Source organism: Oceaniovalibus sp. ACAM 378, from assembly GCF_008085915.1.
GTDB lineage: Bacteria > Pseudomonadota > Alphaproteobacteria > Rhodobacterales > Rhodobacteraceae > Oceaniglobus.
In genome coordinates this window covers 1-18,327 of sequence record NZ_VSJK01000025.1, presented here as the reverse complement: position 1 = coordinate 18,327, position 18,327 = coordinate 1, and the positions used below count along the sequence as shown (strand labels likewise).

Genomic DNA, 18,327 nt, shown 5'->3' with positions numbered 1-18,327 from the left:
TGCCCCTTTCCCCTTTGGGGTCAGGCAACGCGTTCGATCTCGGCGGTGCCTAGTGCATTGAAGCGATTCATGAGGACTACACGGATCTGGATTTCTGCGGTTTGGCGGTCGGGGTCTCGTGAAGCGATCCGTTCTCCGAACGCTTTGAGACATCGCATCCTGGCCTCTATCCGACTTCTGACGTGATAGCCGGACCAGCGTTTCCAGATGGCCCTACCCAATCGGAGTGTCGCCCTGAGGATGTCGTTGCGGGCTCGGGCAGCGGGACAATTCTCTTTCCAACGGCGGCCGTTCTTGCGGATGGGAATGATCGTGGTGCCACCGCGATCATGGATCGCGGTGCGGCAACGGCGGGTGTCGAAGGCGCCATCACCGGTTACGGTGCCGATCTGTTCATCGGGTGGGATCTGGTCCAGAAGATGAGGCAGAACGGGGCTGTCACCCTGATCGCTTGAGGTGAACTCCACCGCCCGAATGTCGCCAGTGGCCGTATCCATCGCCAGATGCACCTTGCGATACTGGCGGCGGCGGTGTGTGCCAAGCTTGCGCGCAAGCCATTCCCCATCGCCGAGGAACTTGATCCCCGTGCTGTCCCTCGCCCGGCAGGGGATTGCGCAGCAATGCCCGAGAGGGGACCAGCAGATTCAGAGGCCCCGGCGCACGGCGGTTCGACATCTGCACCGTGATGAGGCTTTGTCGCACAAATCAGTTTGAGGCTGGGCTTTCCCTTCCCCCAGACGGATTTAGTCTACGGCCACGGTGCGTGGTATGCCAAGCGCTGTGAAGCCGTTTAAGATCGCGGCGCGGATTTGTATCTCCGCAACCTGCCGATCAAAGTCACGGGCTGAGAGGCGCTGCCCGCGTAATTTTATGCAGTGCATCTTGGTTTCGACGCGGCTTCGGCGGTGATATCCAGTCAACTGTCGCCACAGTGCCCGACCCAGATACTTTGATGATCGCACGGCTTCGTCTCGTGCTCTGGCCCCGGGTGTATCTGGCTTCCATAGCTTGGCGTTCTTACGCGGCGGTATGACAGCATGGGCATTTCGGGCTGCGATCGCATCGTGGCATTTTCGGGTGTCGTAAGCACCATCCACTGTCCGGCAGTGCATGTTTACATGCATGAGAGCGGGCAGTGACACTGCAGTGGTCTCGATCCGGTGGGATCTGATTGAGCAAGTCAGGCAACATGGGTGCGTCCCCGATCCCGCTGCTGGTGACCTTAACTGCCCGTATCTCCAGCGTTTCCTCGTCGATCCCTATATGTATCTTGCGCCAAAGGCGGCGTTTGGGACCACCATGTTTGCGCGCGTTCCACTCGCCTTCACCTTCAGCCTTGATGCCCGTACTGTCCACTGCCCGGCAGTCGCTGCTTGCAGCGACGAGAGGGGATCAAGAGGTGCAGCGGCCCTGCTGACCCCTTGTACGGGATGGCAACAGACAACGTTCTTTGCCGCCGACACAAGGTGCTAAAGTCTGGCACTGACCAATCCAATCCGACAAGCTTCAGAAGACTTTCTACAAATCCAGTCGTCTGCCGGAACGGTAGCCCGAACAGCACTTTGAGGGTCAGGCAGGCTTGTGTCGCCGCATCGCTATAGGCCTGCTGGCGACCTCGGCGGCCAGAACGCACTGCCTCCCACACCATCTCAGCATCAAACCAGATCGACAGCGATCCTCGTTGCTTCAGTGAAACGGTATACTCTGCCCAGTTCCGGGTCTTATACTTCGTAGGGATACAGTTGCTCATAAAAGCCAGCTATCACGCTGGATTCAGGCAGTGAATCCCGCCACGCGGCGATTTGTGCAACAAAGCCCGGCTTGGTTACAACAGATCAGAAACAATCTTCCATTGAATACTGCTATTTGGATTCCATACGCGTTGACGTCAGACAGGACGTCTTGCAACATCTGGAGCAGGCGAGCGCGATTGACACTCGTTTGACGCTGGTTAATGGTCGAAATCTGTCCATGTCGTGGTCTGTCGTTTGAAAGCGTCGCCACGACCGGGCCGGGTGATCCGGGAGGAGATGGATCGCGCCAGCAAAGCGGCCGCAGGGTGCAAGATCCGGCGGTCACCCTTTGAGAAATTCTGTGGAGGAATATATGCAAAGACGACACATGATCGCCCTCGGCGCACTTCTGGCATCTGCCGGCATGCTGCCCGCGTTGTCCGTGGCGGCGCAGGACTATCCCGAGCGCCCGATTCAGATGATCGTTCCGTGGGGCGCTGGTGGCGGCACCGACGCGGTGGGCCGCGTCTTCGCGTCGCTGTTGCAGGAAAGTCTGGGCACGCCCGTCAACGTGGTGAACCGCACCGGCGGATCGGGCGTGGTCGGCCATAGCGCCATCGCGAATTCCGCGCCCGATGGATACACCATCGGCATCATGACGATCGAAATCGACATGATGCATTGGCAGGGCCTGACGGAACTGACCTATGAGGATTACGACATCCTGGCGCTGGTGAACTCGGATCCCGGCGGATTGATGGTGTCCACCGAAAGCGAATACCAGGACGTTGAATCGCTTCTGGCGGCGATCAAATCCGAACCCAAGGGCACTTTCAAGGCGTCGGGCACGGGGCAGGGCGGTATCTGGCACCTTGGTCTGGCCGGGTGGCTCATGGCCGAAGGTCTGGCGCCCGATCAGGTGACATGGGTGCCCAGCGAAGGAGCCGCCCCCGGCATCACCGATATGGTCGCCGGTGGCGTCGATCTGGTGCCCTCGTCGCTGGCCGAGGGCCGCTCGATGATCGAAGCAGAGCGGGTGAAGGCGCTGGCGACAATGTCGGACGACCGTCAGGATCTGTTCCCCGACGCGCCAACGATCAAGGAAGCGACCGGAACCGATTACACCCACGCCGTGTGGCGGTCCATCGCAGCGCCCAAGGGCCTGCCCGATGACGTGAAGGCGAAACTGGGCGAGGCGATCAAGCAGGCTTACGACAGCGAAGAATACCAGACCTTCATGAAAGATCGCGGGTTTGGACTTCGCTGGGCCGACGCTGCCGAGGCGACCAAAGTTGTCGCCGCCGACGACGAAAGACTCGGCAAGGTGATGAAAGAAGCCGGGTTCGCCGCGAACTGACCGGTAAGGGCGCCGTCCGAAAGGGCGGCGCCTTTTGCGTCTTGCACACCTCAGCGGGGTCGAAAGTGAAGCTGAACGACATGTTCCTCGGGCTGCTGCTGGTCGCGGCGGCGATCGGCATATGGATATCGGCGCAGAGTTTTTCGCGCCTGCCGAACCAGTCCTACGGGTCCGAAACCATGCCACTGGCTCTGTCTGGGGTGGCGATGTTGCTGGGCGTGTTCATGATCGTGCGCAGTGTCATGACCGGAACTGCGCTGCCCCGTGCCACGCTGCCCGAATGGGCCGAAACGCCCGGTGCAATGGTGGCTCTGCTGGTCACGCTGGCGCTGATCGTCGGCTATATCGTGCTGTCGGGGCGGATCGGGTTCGTGCCCGTCGCAATCGGTCTGGTGACGATCCTGATGCTGGTGATGCAGGTGCGCTGGTGGATGGCGCTGCCGCTGGCGGTGGTGGCCACCATCGTGGTCCAACAGGCCTTCGCCCGTCTTCTTCTGGTGCCGCTGCCACGCAGCGGATTTCTGTCCTTTCTCTGGTAGGCGCCCATGCCCGTCATCATCGAGGCGCTCGGCCTTGTCTTTCAGCCCTATGTCCTGATCGTCATTATCGCCTCGGCGGCGTTCGGAATGTTCGTCGGCTCGATCCCCGGACTGACCGCCACCATGGCCACCGCGCTGCTGGTGCCGATCACGTTTTTCATGGATCCGGTGCCCGCCATCGCCGCCATCGTCACCGCGACGGGCATGGCGATCTTCGCCGGCGACATTCCCGGCGCGTTGCTGCGAATGCCCGGCACCCCGGCCAGCGCGGCCTATGTCGAAGACGCCTATGCCATGACCCGCAAGGGCCGATCCCAGGAAGCCTTGGGCGCAGCGTTGGTCTTCTCGTCCATTGGCGGCATTTTCGGCACCATCGTTCTGATGACCGCCTCGCCGATATTGGCCGAAGTGGCGTTGAAATTCTCGTCGTTTGAATATTTCTGGCTGGTCGTTCTCGGCCTGTCCTGCGCGATCTTCGTGTCGCCCGGAGCGGTGTCGAAGGGGCTGATCGCGTTGCTGATCGGGCTGTTCGCCGCCACCGTCGGTATCGACAATCCCGCCGGTCAGCCGCGCTATACCTTCGGAAACGTCGAATTGCTGGCCGGGGTGCAGTTCATTCCGGCGATGATCGGCCTGTTCGCGGTCAGCGAGGTGCTGCGCGCCGTGGTCAATCGCGACAGTCCCCGCCCGCCGATTCCCGAGAATCTTGGCGGTGGCATCTTCCGCGACCAGTGGCGCAACCTGCGCCGCTATCCGGTGCAGGTGCTGCGCGGCAGCGCCCTTGGCACCGCCATCGGGGCCTTGCCGGGGGCGGGCGCCGACATCGCAGCCTGGATTTCATACGCGGTGTCCAAGCGGTTCTCGCGCGAGAAGGAGAAATTCGGCACCGGCCACGTCGAGGGTCTGGTCGAGGCGGGCGCGTCTAACAACGCCGCCGTCAGCGGCGCGTGGATCCCGGCGCTGGTGTTCGGCATTCCCGGCGACAGCATCACCGCCATCGTGATCGGCGTGCTGTACATCAAGGGCATCAATCCCGGCCCGACAGTGTTCATCAACGATCCGCAACTGATCTATGCGGTGTTCATCGTCTTCCTGCTGGCCAACGTCATCATGCTGCCATTGGGCTGGATCGCGATCAAGGCGGCGGGCACGGTGCTTTCGGTGCCGAGCAAGGTATTGATGCCGATCATCCTGCTGTTCTGCATCGTCGGGTCCTTCGCGATCAACAACACCCCATTTGGCGTGGTGCTGATGCTGATCTTCGGCGTGCTCGGCTTTTTGATGGACGAAAACGACATCCCCATCGCGCCTGCGATTCTAGGACTGGTGCTGGGTCCGATGCTGGAGCAGAACTTCATCACCTCGATGATCAAGGCCGACGGCAGTTTCCTTGCCTTCTTTGAACGTCCTATCGCGGCCGGGCTGGGCCTGTTCACCATCGCGATCTGGTGTATCCCGCTGATCATCTGGGCCATCGGGCGGGCTCGCCGCACGGTGTGAGATCGAGCGTGACGTCTGGCGAAAGATCCTGACGCGGGAGCGGTCCCGGGCGATGTCGGAGGCGCGCAAGCTTGGCTTGCTTTACCACGCGATCGTCGAAGGGCTGCGCCGCCCGGGCTTGCAGGCGAAACTGCTAAAGATGGGGGCCGGGTTGGTGACGTCGGCCTCAAATCGGCGGCTCCTGCACAAACACCGGTGTGCCTTCACCCGTATCTTGCCGAGCTTTATCATTGCAAGTTCCGCATGTTGTCAGAGACACTGGCCGATCCGGAGATCCGGCCACGGCATTGCCAAGTTATTCCTCTTGCCTGTTCAGGCTTTGGTCCGCCATGAGAATTCCAACCGATATGCCGCGCCTGAAGGGCTTTCGATATCCATCTGAGATCATTGCTTATGCTGTTTGGGAACAAGGCCATGATCGCAATCGCGCGACAGCCGGCGGTCCTCCTCCGTCGCATGCGGTTTAATGGCACAGAATTTTGCTGGACGGCGGAGACCATACCGACCTGATCTCGCAAAAAGGTCCACTTGAAGTGGAAGAACGTCCACCCAGCAAAAATGTACAAGTTGCTCCGGTCATCACTTTGTAAAAACGAGTGTCCGCCTGATTGATGAGGCGGGTTCGCTACACCGCCACCTGAGAACCCAATTCGACGACCCGGTCACGCGGCAAGTGGTAAAAATCGGACGGATCGGCCGCCAAGCGCGACATGAAGATGTAAAGGTGATCCTGCCAGATCGGCATCCCGATGTCGGCTTTGGCGACAAGCTTGCGGCGACCAAGGAAGAAAGTGGTCTTCATGCCTTCGAACTGCAGGCCCTGCTTGCGGCACGACCCCAACGCTCGGTTGACGTTCGGGGTTTCCATGAAGCCGAACCGCAGACTGATCCGTTCGAACCGATCGTTGAGGCGCTCGATGACCGCGCGTTCGTTCTCTGGCACGCGAGGCACGTCACGTGTCTCGACGGTCAAGACGATAATATGCGCGTGCAGGACATGATTGTGTTTGAGGTTGTGCAAGAGCGCCGGTGGCGTGGCGGAGACATCGCTGGTCAGAAAGACGGCTGTTCCGGGCGCATGAAGTGTTGAACTGTTTTCGATCTTTGGAATGAAATCAACCAGCGGCACCGAGAGTTTGCGGGACTGCTCAAACAGCTGCTGCGTGCCGCGCGCCCAGGTCCACATCATGATCACCAGCGTTGCCCCCAGCAGAAGCGGGACGTAACCCCCGTCCGGAACTTTCGCGAGATTGGCAGCAAGGAATGCGGCCTCGATCAGCAAGATGGGGGCAAGGGCCACCATGGCAATGGTCTTTGGCAGGCCCCAGACCCGATGCAGCATGAGGTAGGCGAGCGCCGTCGTGACGATCATCGTGCCACTGACGGCGATCCCGTAAGCCGCGGCCAAGGCCGTCGATGTCTGAAAGGCAAGGACGAGGATCACAACGCCCACGAGCAACAGAGCGTTGATGACAGGCAGGAAAATCTGTCCTGTCTCGGTGGTTGATGTGTGACGGATCACGAGGCGGGGGAGAAGCCCAAGTTGTATCGCCTGACGCGTCATCGAAAACGCGCCCGTTATGACGGCCTGGCTCGCGATTACCGTGGCGATGGTCGCCAGCACGACCAGACCGGGCAAAGCCCAGGGCGGAACCATCAGAAAGAACGGGTCCGACACTGCGGAGGGCGTCTGCAAGACCAATGCGCCCTGACCAAGGTAGTTCAGCGCCAATGCCGGAAGAACCAGCAGGAACCAGGCAAGCTGGATAGGCTTGCGGCCAAAGTGTCCCAAATCGGCGTAAAGCGCCTCGGCACCAGTGACCGACAGAAACACGGCGCCCAGCACGACGAAGCCTACACTGCCATGCTCTGTCATGAACGACAGCGCATAGCGCGGATCGAAGGCCCACAGGATGCCCGGCGCGGCCGCGATCTGGGCAACACCTGCGGCGCCCATTGCCAGAAACCAGATTGCGGTGATCGGGCCGAACCACCGGGCAAGTGGGCCGGTGCCACGGCTTTGCACCATGAACAGAGAAACGAGGATTCCGATGGAAATCGGCAGAACGTAAGCTTCGAGCACGGGAGTGATGAGCTTCAGTCCCTCGACTGCGGACAGAACGGAGATGGCGGGCGTGATGATTGCATCTCCGAAGAACAGGGCTGCCCCGGAAACACCCAGAACAAAGACCACGCCGGAGCGTCTGGGATGGTCCTGAACAAGCGCAACAAGGGACAATATCCCACCTTCGCCGCGGTTGTCCGCACGCAACAGGAACAGGACATATTTCAGGGTGACGATCAGGATCAGCGCCCAGAGCAGCAAGGACACGACGCCAAAGACCTCCGCTTCGGACAGACCGTCGGCGGCGGCGGGCCGAATGGCCTCGCGAAAGGCATAAAGCGGGCTTGTCCCGATGTCGCCATAGACGATGCCCACGGCACCGAGCGACAAGGCAGCGGTCCGTCCAGGACGTGATGCGTTTGCGTCATGACCTTGGAGAACTGCCGCATCACATGAGCTTTGCATGGCAATCGTCCTCAAAAGAAACTGAATATTGCGAAGGTGCCTGCGGCGAAAATGGCAACGACGATCGCAGTTGAAGCCAGACTGGCAACCACGCCGCCCGCAAGCCACAAGCCATCATGTTCCCCCAGACCAAGCGCCAAAGTGATCACGGACACGGCTGGCAAAGAATTGGCAAAAGGAATGGGGAGGAACATGAAAATAGCCATCACGAGACTGGTCAGTCCGACGATCCTTTCCGCCACGACGCGCGAAAACGGCCAATATCGCGGTCGCGCCATGCGCTCCACCCATTCGATCCAAGGAACGGCATGGGTGACAACCCGGGTGAACGCCCCGTGCTCTATCGAACGTTCGTTCAGCACCTTAGGCAACCAGACCGCAGGGCGTCCAAGGACCAGCTGAGAAGCGATGAAGATAAGCGGCAATCCCGTAATGACCGATGATCCCGGCACGAAGAAGAACACGTTTGGCAGCGCGAACAGGATCATCAGAGGCACGAAACTTCGGTCCCCCAGCGCGGTGATCAGATCGCCAAGCGAAATGCGTTTCCCCGTGCCCTGATCGAGTTCCCGCAGGACATCAGAAAGCTTCTTTGCGGGTGCGCCTTTGCCAAGGGGCAGTCTGGAGGACAGAGTGTTCATTCGGCTTTGACCCGCACAATGGGGGCAGAAGCAGAACCAACATCCGTTGCACGGGTGCGCCACAAAGACACGACGATACCGCCAATCAGAATGGTCATCGTTATTCCCAGTGAAATCGAAGCAGGTATCTTTTCCAGCCCCAGAACCTCGGCTGCAATGACTTTGCCGCCAATGAAGATCAGGACCAGCGACAATGCTGTCGGAAGGTAGGTAAAGCGATGGATCATGGCGGACAAAGCAAAATACAGCGCCCGAAGACCGAGGATGGCAAAGATGTTCGATGTGTAGATGATGTAGGGATCCTGCGTGATGGCAAAGATTGCGGGGATCGAGTCGACGGCGAAGATCACATCGGCCAGTTCGACCATCACAAGCGCCAGAAAGAGCGGCGTCACATACAAGGCCACTTTGCCGGTTTTGGCGTGCGGCACGCGGACAAAGAAGCGTTCGCCGTGCAGGTCATCGGTCACCGGGAACCTGGCCCGCATGAACCGCAGCACGGGATTGGCCGCGACATCGTATTCGCCGCCACCCGACATCAGCATCTTGATGCCGGTAAAGATCAGAAACGCCGCAAAGACTAAAAGAACCCAGTCGAAACGCGCGACCACCGCAGCCCCAAGGCCGATCATAATGCCGCGCAAGATGACGACACCGATGATGCCATAGACCAGCAGCCGGTGCTGATAGGCGCGCGGCACTCCGAAATATCCAAATATCATCGCGATTACGAAAATGTTGTCCAATGCGAGGCTTTTCTCGACCACAAAGCCGGTCAGATACTGAAGTGCGGACGCTTCGCCCAGAAAGTACCAGACCCAGAGCGAGAACAGCACGCCGATGCTGATGTAGAAGGCTGACAGAAACAGGCTTTCGCGTACCCCGATTTCGTGGGATTTGCGTTGCAACACGCCCAGGTCGAAGATCAGAAGCGCCAGAACAAGCACAAGAAAACCAATCCAGCTCCAGACAGGTTTTCCAAGGAAATCGACGAAAATAAGGTCCACGTTGCCAAAGCTCCGAAAAGGGCGATTGACGAGTACTCGAAAGTCTCATTCACCCAACGCGCCGCAGTTTCAGGAGCAAACCCGGACCCGACCTGACCTAAGTGGCGTGCCGCGAATTGGCGAGCAACACCTGCCCGAAAAATCTATTATTTCAGTTCGATCTTGAATTTTTTGTGCCGCCACAGGGATCGGTCAGTCCCATCGCGGCGGGCAATTAATCGCCGATTCACAACTTCGGCAATCGCAATGTTCGGGATGAATGTCTGGGGGCGGGGCAGCACACTAGCCGGTGGATAGTTCGTCAGCCCAAGCGCGTCACCAGAAGCTTGTCGATGCGGCGACCATCCAGATCGACAACCTCGATGGACCAGTTCTGCAGATCAAGCCGTTCCGCGATCTCTGGCAACCTGCCGATCTTCTCAAGGACAAATCCGGCTGCCGTCTCGTAATCACGATCATCCTCAAGCTCCAGCGACAGCAGATCGGCGAATTCGTCCACGGGCATCCAGCCTGCGACAAGGTATGATCCGTCGGCACGGGTGATGACTTTGGGCTCGTCAGTCTCGCTGTCCGGGAAATCGCCGGTTATGGCCTCCAGAACGTCCATCGGCGTGATGATACCTTCGAAATGGCCATATTCGTCATAGACCAGCACCAAATGCGCGGGCGCCGTGCGCAAACGGTCGATGACCTCCAGCGCACTTTGTCCACCCTGGACGACGGGTGCTTCGCGCAGCAGGGCGCGCAGATCGAATGGCCCGCTCATCAGGGCGGGACCAAGGATGTCACGTGTGATCAGCACGCCGATGATGTCGTCTGCATCGCCGTCCTGCACCGGCAGTCTGGACCGGCTCATACCGCGAAGTTGTGTGAGGATCTGTGCCTTGCTGCTGGATACGTCGAGCGTTTCGACCTCGTGGCGTGGTGTCATCAGCCCGCGCGCAGTGCGGTCGGCCACGCGCATGACGCCCGCGATCATCCCGCTTTCGGCGCGGTGCATGGCCCCGGTGTTTTCGGCCTCGGCGACGATCAGGCGCACTTCTTCATCGCTTACCTTGCGTGACTGAGCGCCGGACTGACCGAGCAGACGCAATACCAGTTTGCCGGACCGATCAAGCACCCAGATCAGCGGTGCCGCGACGCGCGCGATAAGCCCCATCATCGGGGCCATGCGGGCGGCGACCTTTTCAGGCGCACGCAAGGCAATCTGTTTGGGAACAAGTTCGCCCACGATCAGCGACAGATAGGTGATCGCCACAACCACGGTACCCACGCCAAGAGGTTGAGCGACGTTTGCCGCCAAACCCGACTCGATCAACGATGTGGACAGACGCGCACCAAGTGTCGCACCCGAGAAGGCGCCCGCCAGCACCCCCACCAGCGTGATCCCGATCTGAACACTGGACAGGAACCGACCGGGGTCCTTGGCAAGCGTGAGGGCCATCGCGGCCCCCCTGCTCCCCTTGGCGGCCATCAGTTTCAGCCGGGCGGGACGGGCAGAGACGATGGCAAGTTCAGACATCGCCAGCGCGCCATTGATCAGCGTGAGCAGGATGACGATTGCGATTTCTAAGACCATGTTCTCCAACTTTTACCGGACAGTTCCGAAATCTATTTTACAGGTTTTGTGTCAAATACCACGGTGCGAGGCCATGAAGCAGCGGGTTAATTCCGAAAGAGCCGAAATGCGCTGCCGACGACATCCCAAAGATCGAGCAGCCGCGCATAATAGTGTTCGCGTACGGCGAAAGGCCTGTCGCCGGGCCCGCAAAGCTCAACCTCAAGCGTGTCGATGAGGCGCATGAGACGACGGTGGTGAATGCCAAGACGGCTCTGGACCGGATCGGCCAGCACACCTGCAAACGCGGCAAAGACCGACCCAATCATGACAAGGAACACGACACTTGCCGTGACGAGCAGTGGTGATGCGCCCGGCGGGAACAGGCCGTACCATAGGCCTCCGATGGTCTGACCCATCGGAAACTCCGCAATCGCGGTGGTGCGTGCCAGGGCGCCCGCAACGCCGGGTGCCATCGAGATCACGCCGGGGGTCAGAGCCTGGAACACAAGCGCGCCCACGGCCAGCGTGACCAGACCCGTGGTCATCTCTGCCACCGCCGACCTTGTTCCCGCGTAGTCACCAAGCGCATCCGCAATCCTCTGACCCAGAACCTGCGCCTCTGCCGCGTCTGCGCGTTGGCGGATCAACTCGCGAAACTGGGGGGCCGCAAGAACGGCGCGGGACAGCGCACCCGGGTCACGAGCCGCTGATCCCTGCGGCAGAGGCAGGTCCAGAAGATCAGTCGCAATCAGAACCTCTACCCGATGCGAAACCGCTGTCGGCAGCAGGATACGCCGCGCTGCCAGCCAATCGGCGATCCCATACAACCTGATCTGCCGACAAAGAAAGGCGGCGATCCGGGTCAGGACAAGGACCGGAGACAGCATCACGTTGATCGGCGCACGCAGGAAATCCCAGCCCAACGCGGCGTTGTGAAGATGCAAGGTTCCGGGCCAGGTAAAGTGCTGTTCGACAAACCGGTTAACTCTGGTCCGTCGACTAGCAAAGTATGCTTGGCCGTTTGGCAGGCCGGTGTCGCCGCCTTTTGGCGTGGGATTCGATGATGAGATCATGGTGGTGATCCACCATCTCCTTCATTTCTGCGGGGGCGCGTTCTTATTTTGGCCGGGACTTTTAATACTATCCCGCATCAGGATCCAAGACCAGAGGGCATGTCGCCACAGCTTTCCTTCAGGGTTTGCGACAAAGAAACTTTGTGCGACTTGTCCGTTCGTGAATTATCTTTGCGCTGCCCTTGCAAGCGCCCGGCTTCATTCACAACTTCCCGTGAGGGTAGATCGTTTTGCCCTTTGGAGCCTCGATTTGGACTATTTCTACCTGTTCGTCGGACTGATCGGTCTGTTCTTCGGCGGCGAGGCGCTTGTGCGTGGCAGCGTCGGCATCGCCCGGCGCATGTCGATCCCGCCGCTGCTGATCGGCTTGACGGTGGTGGGCTTCGGTACGTCGACGCCTGAACTTCTGGTATCGGTCGACGCAGCCTGGCGCGGCGTTCCCGATATTGCATTGGGCAACATCGTCGGATCCAACATTGCCAACATCCTGCTGATCGTAGGCATTTCGGCGCTGGTCTGGCCGATCAAGGTCATGGGCGCTACCCTGCGGCGTGACACGGCCGTCATGATGGCCGCGGCACTTTTTCTGGTCCCGATTTTCGCCTTGGGCCAGATGACGCGCCTGTCCGGGCTGGTTTTGTTTTCAGGGTTGGTGGCCTATCTTGTCCGGGCCTATCTGAAGCCCGGTGAGGCAGAAGCAGAGGACGAAAGTCTAAAACCTCCGGCCTCGACCCTTGTGTCGGTGCTCTGGGTCATCGGCGGACTTGTCGCCTTGATGGTCGGCGCGCGGTTTCTGGTAGACGGCGCAGTATCGATCGCGCGCGGCTATGGCATATCGGAGGCGTTCATCGGCCTGACCATTGTCGCCATCGGAACGTCCCTGCCGGAACTGGCCACATCGCTAATCGCGGCCTTCCGCCGCCAGTCCGAAATCGCCATCGGCAATATCATCGGATCGAACATCTTTAACGTTCTGGGAATTCTTGGGGTGACGGCGCTGATCACGCCGATCCCGGTCGCGTCGCGGTTCCTGACCTTCGACCTTCCCGTGATGATTGCCGTCTCGCTGGTGCTGACCGGGCTTCTGCTGACCCGGTCGGTGATCGGACGCGGTGTCGGGCTCGTGATGCTGGCGGGCTACGCCTTCTATGTCTGGGCGGCGCAAGGATGACACGCTGGCGCGGGCACACAGGAACGGGAATCGCCGGGGTTCTCTCGCGGCTGATCCTTATGCTGGCGCTCGCGCTGTTCGGCGCGCATGCAAGTGACGCGGGCAGGGCGGTCACGAACGCCGGCCCGGTTGCGGCAAATGAGACTGTGTTTGCGCCGATCATCCTGACGGCCCAAATCCAACTGATGCGGGTGCAATTGCCCGAGGGTGACACCCCGCACGCCGCCACGCCCGCACCAGAAAGCCCAGCGCCGACACAAACGACGGCGGCGCGGATTTCGTGGGAACAGGCAGCATCCCAATCTCCCTTTGCGATCCATATCCTTCCCCCGGTCCGGGGTCCGCCTGTGGTCTGACCTATCGACGTCAGATCAAACACTCAGGCACCAAAGGATACCGAAAATGCGCCGACCAGCATGGGTCGTGATGACCTATGCCGTCCTCCTGCTTCTGGCAGTTGCGACGGCACTACCCAACTTTCTTTCCAAGGACATGCGTGACAAGCTGCCGCCCTGGGCGACGAGCCAGACAGTTTCTCTCGGCCTAGATCTGCAGGGTGGCGCGCATCTGCTGCTGGCCGTGGATCGCGCGGATCTGGCAACCGCGCGCCTTCAGGAGTTGCGTCAAATCCTTGTTTCCGAGATGCGCGCGCAGAACCTGAACCCGGCGACGATCCGGGCCAGCGACACTGACCTGTCGGTCCCCGCAAGTGCGGCGCTGGTGGCGGCCCTGCAGGCGACAGCGTCGGCCAGCAGCGGACCCGGTATCGCGCCGGACTTTACCGTCGACCTGTCTGACGGCGTCGCACGGCTGTCGCTGACCGATACCGGGCTTGAGCGAGCCGCAAGCGATGCCGCCGATGCCAGCCTTGAAGTGATTCGCCACCGGGTCGATCAGGTCGGCGTGTCCGAACCGGTGATCAGCCGGGTCGGCGATGACCGCATCCTCGTCCAGATGCCGGGCGTCGAGAATCCGGCCCAATTGCGCGCACTTCTCGGATCAACCGCGAAGATGAGTTTTCAGATGGTCGCACCGGGTCCGGGCCCCGGAGTGTCGCTGCTGCCGCTCCGGGACGGCACGGGCGAGATCCCGGTTGAAGACCGTGTGGCACTGTCGGGTGATCGGCTGGATGCGGCGGCCTCGGGGTTCGAACCCGACACCGGCCAACCGATGGTCACCTTCGATTTCGACAGGCAAGGCGGCGCTGCCTTCGCCGAGATCACTGCCGCCAATATCGGTCAAAGGTTTGCGGTCGTTCTGGATGGCGAGGTTCTGACCGCCCCGGTCATCCAGCAGGCCATTCCGGGCGGTCAGGGTCAGATCACCGGTAACTTTACAGTTGAAGAGGCGCAGACGTTGGCGGTGCTGCTGACCTCCGGCGCGCTGCCTGCGTCGCTTGACGTGATCGAGGAACGCAGCGTGGGCGCAGCATTGGGTGCGGATTCCATCCGCGCGGGGTTGGTCACGGGCGCCATCGGTCTTGCGCTGGTGGTGGCGATCATGGTCGGGCTTTACGGCGCATGGGGCCTTCTGGCCAGCGCCATTCTCGGGCTGAACGTGATGCTCACGCTGACCGCCTTGGGACTTTTGGGGGCGACGCTGACGTTGCCGGGGATTGCCGGGATCATCCTGTGCCTTGGCATTGCGGTGGACAGCAACATCCTGATCTTCAGCCGTATCCGCGAAGAAACCGCGAAGGGTGCGGTTGCGATCAAAGCGCTCACGCTTGGCTATGGGCGGGCCTGGGCGACAATCCTTGACGCAAACATCACCACGCTTCTGGCGATGGTGTTGCTGTTCATGTTTGGCGCTGGGGCGATCCGGGGATTTGCCGTCACGATGAGCCTTGGCATCGTCATTTCGATGTTCACGGCCGTCGCGCTGATGCGGTTCATGATGGAGACGCTGGTACGTCGCCGCAAACTCAAACGGTTGGAAATCAAACCGCTGATCGGCGGGGTGCCGGCGCCGGGGAAACTGTCCTTTATGCGGCGCGGACGGCTGGCGCTTGCGGTATCGGCGGTGCTTTCCGTTGGTTCGCTTGGCCTGCTCGTGATGCCGGGGCCGAACCTTGGGATTGATTTCACCGGTGGGGTGCAGATGGTCCTGCGCTCGGACGCGCCCGTCCCGTTGTCCGAACTGCGTGCCGCCATCGCGGCACAGGTTCCGGGTGACGCGAGCCTGCAGGCCTTCGGTGACCCCAATGAAGCGCTGATCCGGGTGCAGGGAGAGGTCGGACAGGCCACTGTTGCCGCTGTCGAACGTGCAGCAACAGACGTGATACCTGATGCCGTGTTCAACCAGATCGATCTTGTCGGCCCGACGATCAGCGGGGAACTGGCAACCACCGGCCTGCTGGCCCTGGGCCTCGCCGTTCTGGCGATGCTGGCCTATATCTGGGTCCGGTTCGAGTGGCACTTTGCCGCCGGGGCCATCGCGGTGCTGTTCCTCGACGTGACGAAGACCTTTGGCGTCATCGCTCTGATGGGATGGGAGGTGAACCTGACCACGATCGTCGCCCTGCTGACGCTGATCGGCTATTCGGTCAACGACAAGGTCGTGGTCTATGACCGAATCCGCGAACACCTTGCTGGTGGGTGTGACGAACCCTTGGCCGATGTGATCGACCACAGCCTCAATCAGGTTCTGGCACGGTGCATCTTCACCTCTGGCACGACGCTCGCTGCCATCGTGCCGATGGCGATCTGGGGCGGGCCAGCGGTATCAGGTTTTGCCTGGCCGATGATCGCGGGCGTGACCATCGCCACCGCGTCTTCGTTGTTCGTGGCGGGGCCGGTCCTTGCCTGGCTCGCACAGCGCAACAAGGTTGCAATCATGCCGGATGCCTTAAGCAATCAGACCTGAAAGCGGCTGGCGCCGGGGAGCACAACCTCCCCGGCGAGATACTTCCTATCCCAGTCGACTGCGTAATCTCACCCTGACCGATTCTTGCACGGGAATGTATGGTCAGACAACAAGGCTAGGGTTCTTGTCGGGGAAACCTGAACCCAAGCCGCCACCGGCCCAACGGAGCCTGATCACATCATGGCATACGAGCTTGTAACACTGGCACCCTACGCCGCCGTAATTTTGTTGCTCGGCGTTTTCGCGGCCTTTGTTCTGGAACTGCGATCCCCGGATGTTGTCGCCTTTTGCGGGGCGGCAACAGCTCTTGCCATCGGTCTTGTCAAACCGGACGATGTCCTGGCCGCGCTCGCCAATCCTGCACCGGCAACCATCGGCGCGATGTTCGTCCTTAGCGCGGCCCTGGTTCGGACTGGCGTATTGGAGGCCGTCAGCGATGTCCTTGGACGATATGCGTCGGCCCGTCCGGTCCTGACTCTCGCGCTGTTTTTCAGTGCTGCTGCCGGGGCCTCAGCCGTCATGAACAACACACCGGTCGTCATCGTGCTGATCCCGGTGGTGATCACCCTTGCGCGTCAGATGAACCTTGCCGCGTCGCACCTGCTGATCCCGCTGTCCTACATGGTCATTCTTGGCGGGACCTGTTCGCTGATCGGAACCTCGACGAACCTGCTGGTGGATGGCATTGCGCGCGATCTGGGGATGGCACCGTTCAGTCTGTTCGAGATTGCTCCTGTGGGAATCGTCGTGGCCATCGTTGGCGGAGCTTTTCTGACAATCGCCGCCCCGCGCCTTCTCCCCGTGCGACAGACGGTCGGCGAGGTTCAGTCCAAGCGCGACGGGCGCACCTGGCTGGTTGAACTGTTCATCCCCGCGGGCTCGCCCCTGATCGGCAAGACCGTGCTGGAAGTGGACGCGTTCAAGAAGGCCGGAAGCCGGGTCGTTGATCTGGTCTCTGGGGACGTGTCCCTGCGCGCAACCCTTACCACATCGACGATGGCGGCTGGCGATGTTGTGGTTGTGAAGACCACGGATACAGAGATCATGGGTTTTCGCGACGGCTCGGCGGTGGGCAACGCCGTTCTGGGCACCGAGCCGTCGACCGCCCGGCGCACGTCGGTCGTCGAGGTCCTGATCGGCCCAAATTCGAAAGCGCTACACAGAATGGTCGGGCGCTTGCAGTGGCGTCGCCGTTTTGGGGTCTATCCGGTCGCACTCCACCGAAAGGGAGCAGCGGTCGACATGCGCCTTGCGATGATGAAACTGGAGGTCGGAGATACCCTGCTGCTTGACGGTGCGCCGGAAGATATTGCGCGGCTTGCCGATGAAGAACAGTTGATTGAACTGTCCTCAGTCACCTCTCGGGGCTTTCGGCGCAAGAAAGCTCCCATTGCGATTGCCACCATGGTTGCCGTCGTCGTTCTGGCGGCCCTGAATGTGGCGCCGATCCTGACTCTTGCGCTGATCGGCGTTGCAGTCGTTTTGCTGACAAATTGCATCGATGCGGATGAAGGCGTGGGGTCGATCGACGGCCGGCTGCTGCTACTGATCGTCTCGATGCTGACCTTGGGGAGTGCGCTGGACAATTCGGGGGCGCTTGCGCTGATTGTCGCCAAGGTATCGCCTCTGTTGGCAACGGTCCAACCGATCGTCGCCCTTGCGCTGGTCTACGCCCTGACGTCTATCCTGACGGAACTGGTCACCAACAACGCCGTCGCGGTCCTGCTGGCACCGATCGCTGCGGGCGTGGCAACCCAGCTTGGCCTTGATCCGCGCCCTTTTGTGGTGGCCGTGATGTTCGGTGCAAGCGCAAGTTTTGCGACGCCAATCGGCTACCAGACCAACACGCTTGTCTACAATGCCGGTGGGTACAGATTTACTGATTTCCTCAAGATAGGTATTCCGATGAACATCATTATCGGCGCAGCGACGGTGTTGCTGATCCCGCTCATCTGGCCATTGGTATCCTAAAAAACTTATCTCGCCATCCAACAAGCTTGTCTTGGCTCAAAGCGAAATTTTGGTCCCGCAACAATGGGTGAAACAGAGTTTCCGGGATCAGCAAAACAACTCCGACGCGCCGGTGAAGTCATTGAAATTGAGAGAGCAGCAGCCACTTAGATCAGTGAAAAGCGCCGGGGCTTTGTTGCACAAATCCCATGAAGGATTCATCTCGCGAAGCCAGCGTGGTAGCTGGGATGGATGAGCAGACCTTCGCCCCCAACCTACAAGACCAGAAACTGGCCGGCCTACAATGAAGCGCTCAAGCGCCGTGGCTCGCTAACGATCCACTGCCCGGCAGTCGCTGCTTGTAGCGATGAGAGGGTGGTTTGACCCAGAGATGATCTGG

General features: G+C 60.5%; 12 protein-coding genes and 2 pseudogenes. 7 read left to right on the top strand and 7 right to left on the bottom strand.

Translation table 11 applies throughout. The annotated features are described in order from the left end of the window. Positions 1–20: 20 nt before the first annotated feature. Both FQ320_RS22505 and FQ320_RS22500 read right to left on the bottom strand, forming a co-directional pair. A pseudogene (locus FQ320_RS22505) lies at positions 21–699 on the bottom strand (IS5 family transposase); the annotation flags it as partial. Positions 700–743: 44 nt separating this feature from the next. Next, positions 744–1,750, bottom strand: a pseudogene (locus FQ320_RS22500) (IS5 family transposase). 356 nt (positions 1,751–2,106) lie between these two features. On the opposite strand from FQ320_RS22500, the gene FQ320_RS22495 reads away from it, so the two are divergent. The 3 genes from FQ320_RS22495 (at position 2,107) to FQ320_RS22485 (ending at position 5,129) form a co-directional block, all read left to right on the top strand. Further along, positions 2,107–3,090 (top strand): tripartite tricarboxylate transporter substrate binding protein, encoded by a 984-nt coding sequence (locus FQ320_RS22495; protein WP_148475545.1) that lies wholly within the window; start codon positions 2,107–2,109, stop codon positions 3,088–3,090. Between the two features lie 65 nt (positions 3,091–3,155). Further along, positions 3,156–3,629 carry a tripartite tricarboxylate transporter TctB family protein gene (locus FQ320_RS22490; protein WP_148475544.1) on the top strand — a complete coding sequence of 158 codons (474 nt, stop codon included), beginning with the start codon at positions 3,156–3,158 and terminating at the stop codon, positions 3,627–3,629. Between the two features lie 6 nt (positions 3,630–3,635). After that, positions 3,636–5,129, top strand: coding sequence for a tripartite tricarboxylate transporter permease (locus tag FQ320_RS22485; RefSeq protein WP_148475543.1), 1,494 nt, complete (start codon positions 3,636–3,638; stop codon positions 5,127–5,129). A 625-nt stretch (positions 5,130–5,754) separates the two neighbouring features. Here the strand turns inward: FQ320_RS22485 and FQ320_RS22480 are convergent. The 5 genes from FQ320_RS22480 to FQ320_RS22460 all read right to left on the bottom strand — a co-directional run bounded on the left by FQ320_RS22480 (position 5,755) and on the right by FQ320_RS22460 (position 11,941). Then, complete coding sequence (locus FQ320_RS22480; RefSeq protein ID WP_255509672.1) at positions 5,755–7,584, bottom strand: potassium transporter Kup; 1,830 nt, start codon at positions 7,582–7,584, stop codon at positions 5,755–5,757. Between the two features lie 86 nt (positions 7,585–7,670). Then, positions 7,671–8,300 carry an exopolysaccharide biosynthesis protein gene (locus tag FQ320_RS22475; RefSeq protein ID WP_148475541.1) on the bottom strand — a complete coding sequence of 210 codons (630 nt, stop codon included), beginning with the start codon at positions 8,298–8,300 and terminating at the stop codon, positions 7,671–7,673. Further along, positions 8,297–9,307 carry a TerC family protein gene (locus FQ320_RS22470; RefSeq protein ID WP_148475540.1) on the bottom strand — a complete coding sequence of 337 codons (1,011 nt, stop codon included), beginning with the start codon at positions 9,305–9,307 and terminating at the stop codon, positions 8,297–8,299. The genes FQ320_RS22475 and FQ320_RS22470 overlap by 4 nt, the downstream gene beginning before the upstream one ends. Positions 9,308–9,608: 301 nt before the next feature. After that, entirely contained in the window at positions 9,609–10,886 is a 1,278-nt protein-coding gene (locus tag FQ320_RS22465; RefSeq protein WP_148475539.1) for a hemolysin family protein, read from the bottom strand. Positions 10,887–10,972: 86 nt separating this feature from the next. Then, a complete protein-coding gene (locus FQ320_RS22460; protein ID WP_148475538.1) occupies positions 10,973–11,941 on the bottom strand; it encodes a DUF6635 family protein in 969 nt (322 codons plus the stop codon). Between the two features lie 250 nt (positions 11,942–12,191). Here FQ320_RS22460 and FQ320_RS22455 point away from each other — a divergent pair, with 250 nt between their 5' ends. The 4 genes from FQ320_RS22455 to FQ320_RS22440 all read left to right on the top strand — a co-directional run bounded on the left by FQ320_RS22455 (position 12,192) and on the right by FQ320_RS22440 (position 17,948). After that, the gene (locus tag FQ320_RS22455) at positions 12,192–13,112 is read left to right on the top strand and encodes a calcium/sodium antiporter (protein WP_148475537.1); all 921 of its coding nucleotides are present in this window, start codon (positions 12,192–12,194) and stop codon (positions 13,110–13,112) included. Further along, positions 13,109–13,468: a hypothetical protein gene (locus tag FQ320_RS22450; protein WP_148475536.1), complete on the top strand. Its 360-nt coding sequence runs from the start codon at positions 13,109–13,111 to the stop codon at positions 13,466–13,468. The genes FQ320_RS22455 and FQ320_RS22450 overlap by 4 nt, the downstream gene beginning before the upstream one ends. A gap of 46 nt (positions 13,469–13,514) precedes the next feature. Further along, the gene (gene secD, locus FQ320_RS22445; protein WP_148475535.1) at positions 13,515–15,977 is read left to right on the top strand and encodes a protein translocase subunit SecD; all 2,463 of its coding nucleotides are present in this window, start codon (positions 13,515–13,517) and stop codon (positions 15,975–15,977) included. A 180-nt stretch (positions 15,978–16,157) separates the two neighbouring features. Further along, complete coding sequence (locus tag FQ320_RS22440) at positions 16,158–17,948, top strand: SLC13 family permease (protein ID WP_148475534.1); 1,791 nt, start codon at positions 16,158–16,160, stop codon at positions 17,946–17,948. Positions 17,949–18,327 lie beyond the last annotated feature (379 nt).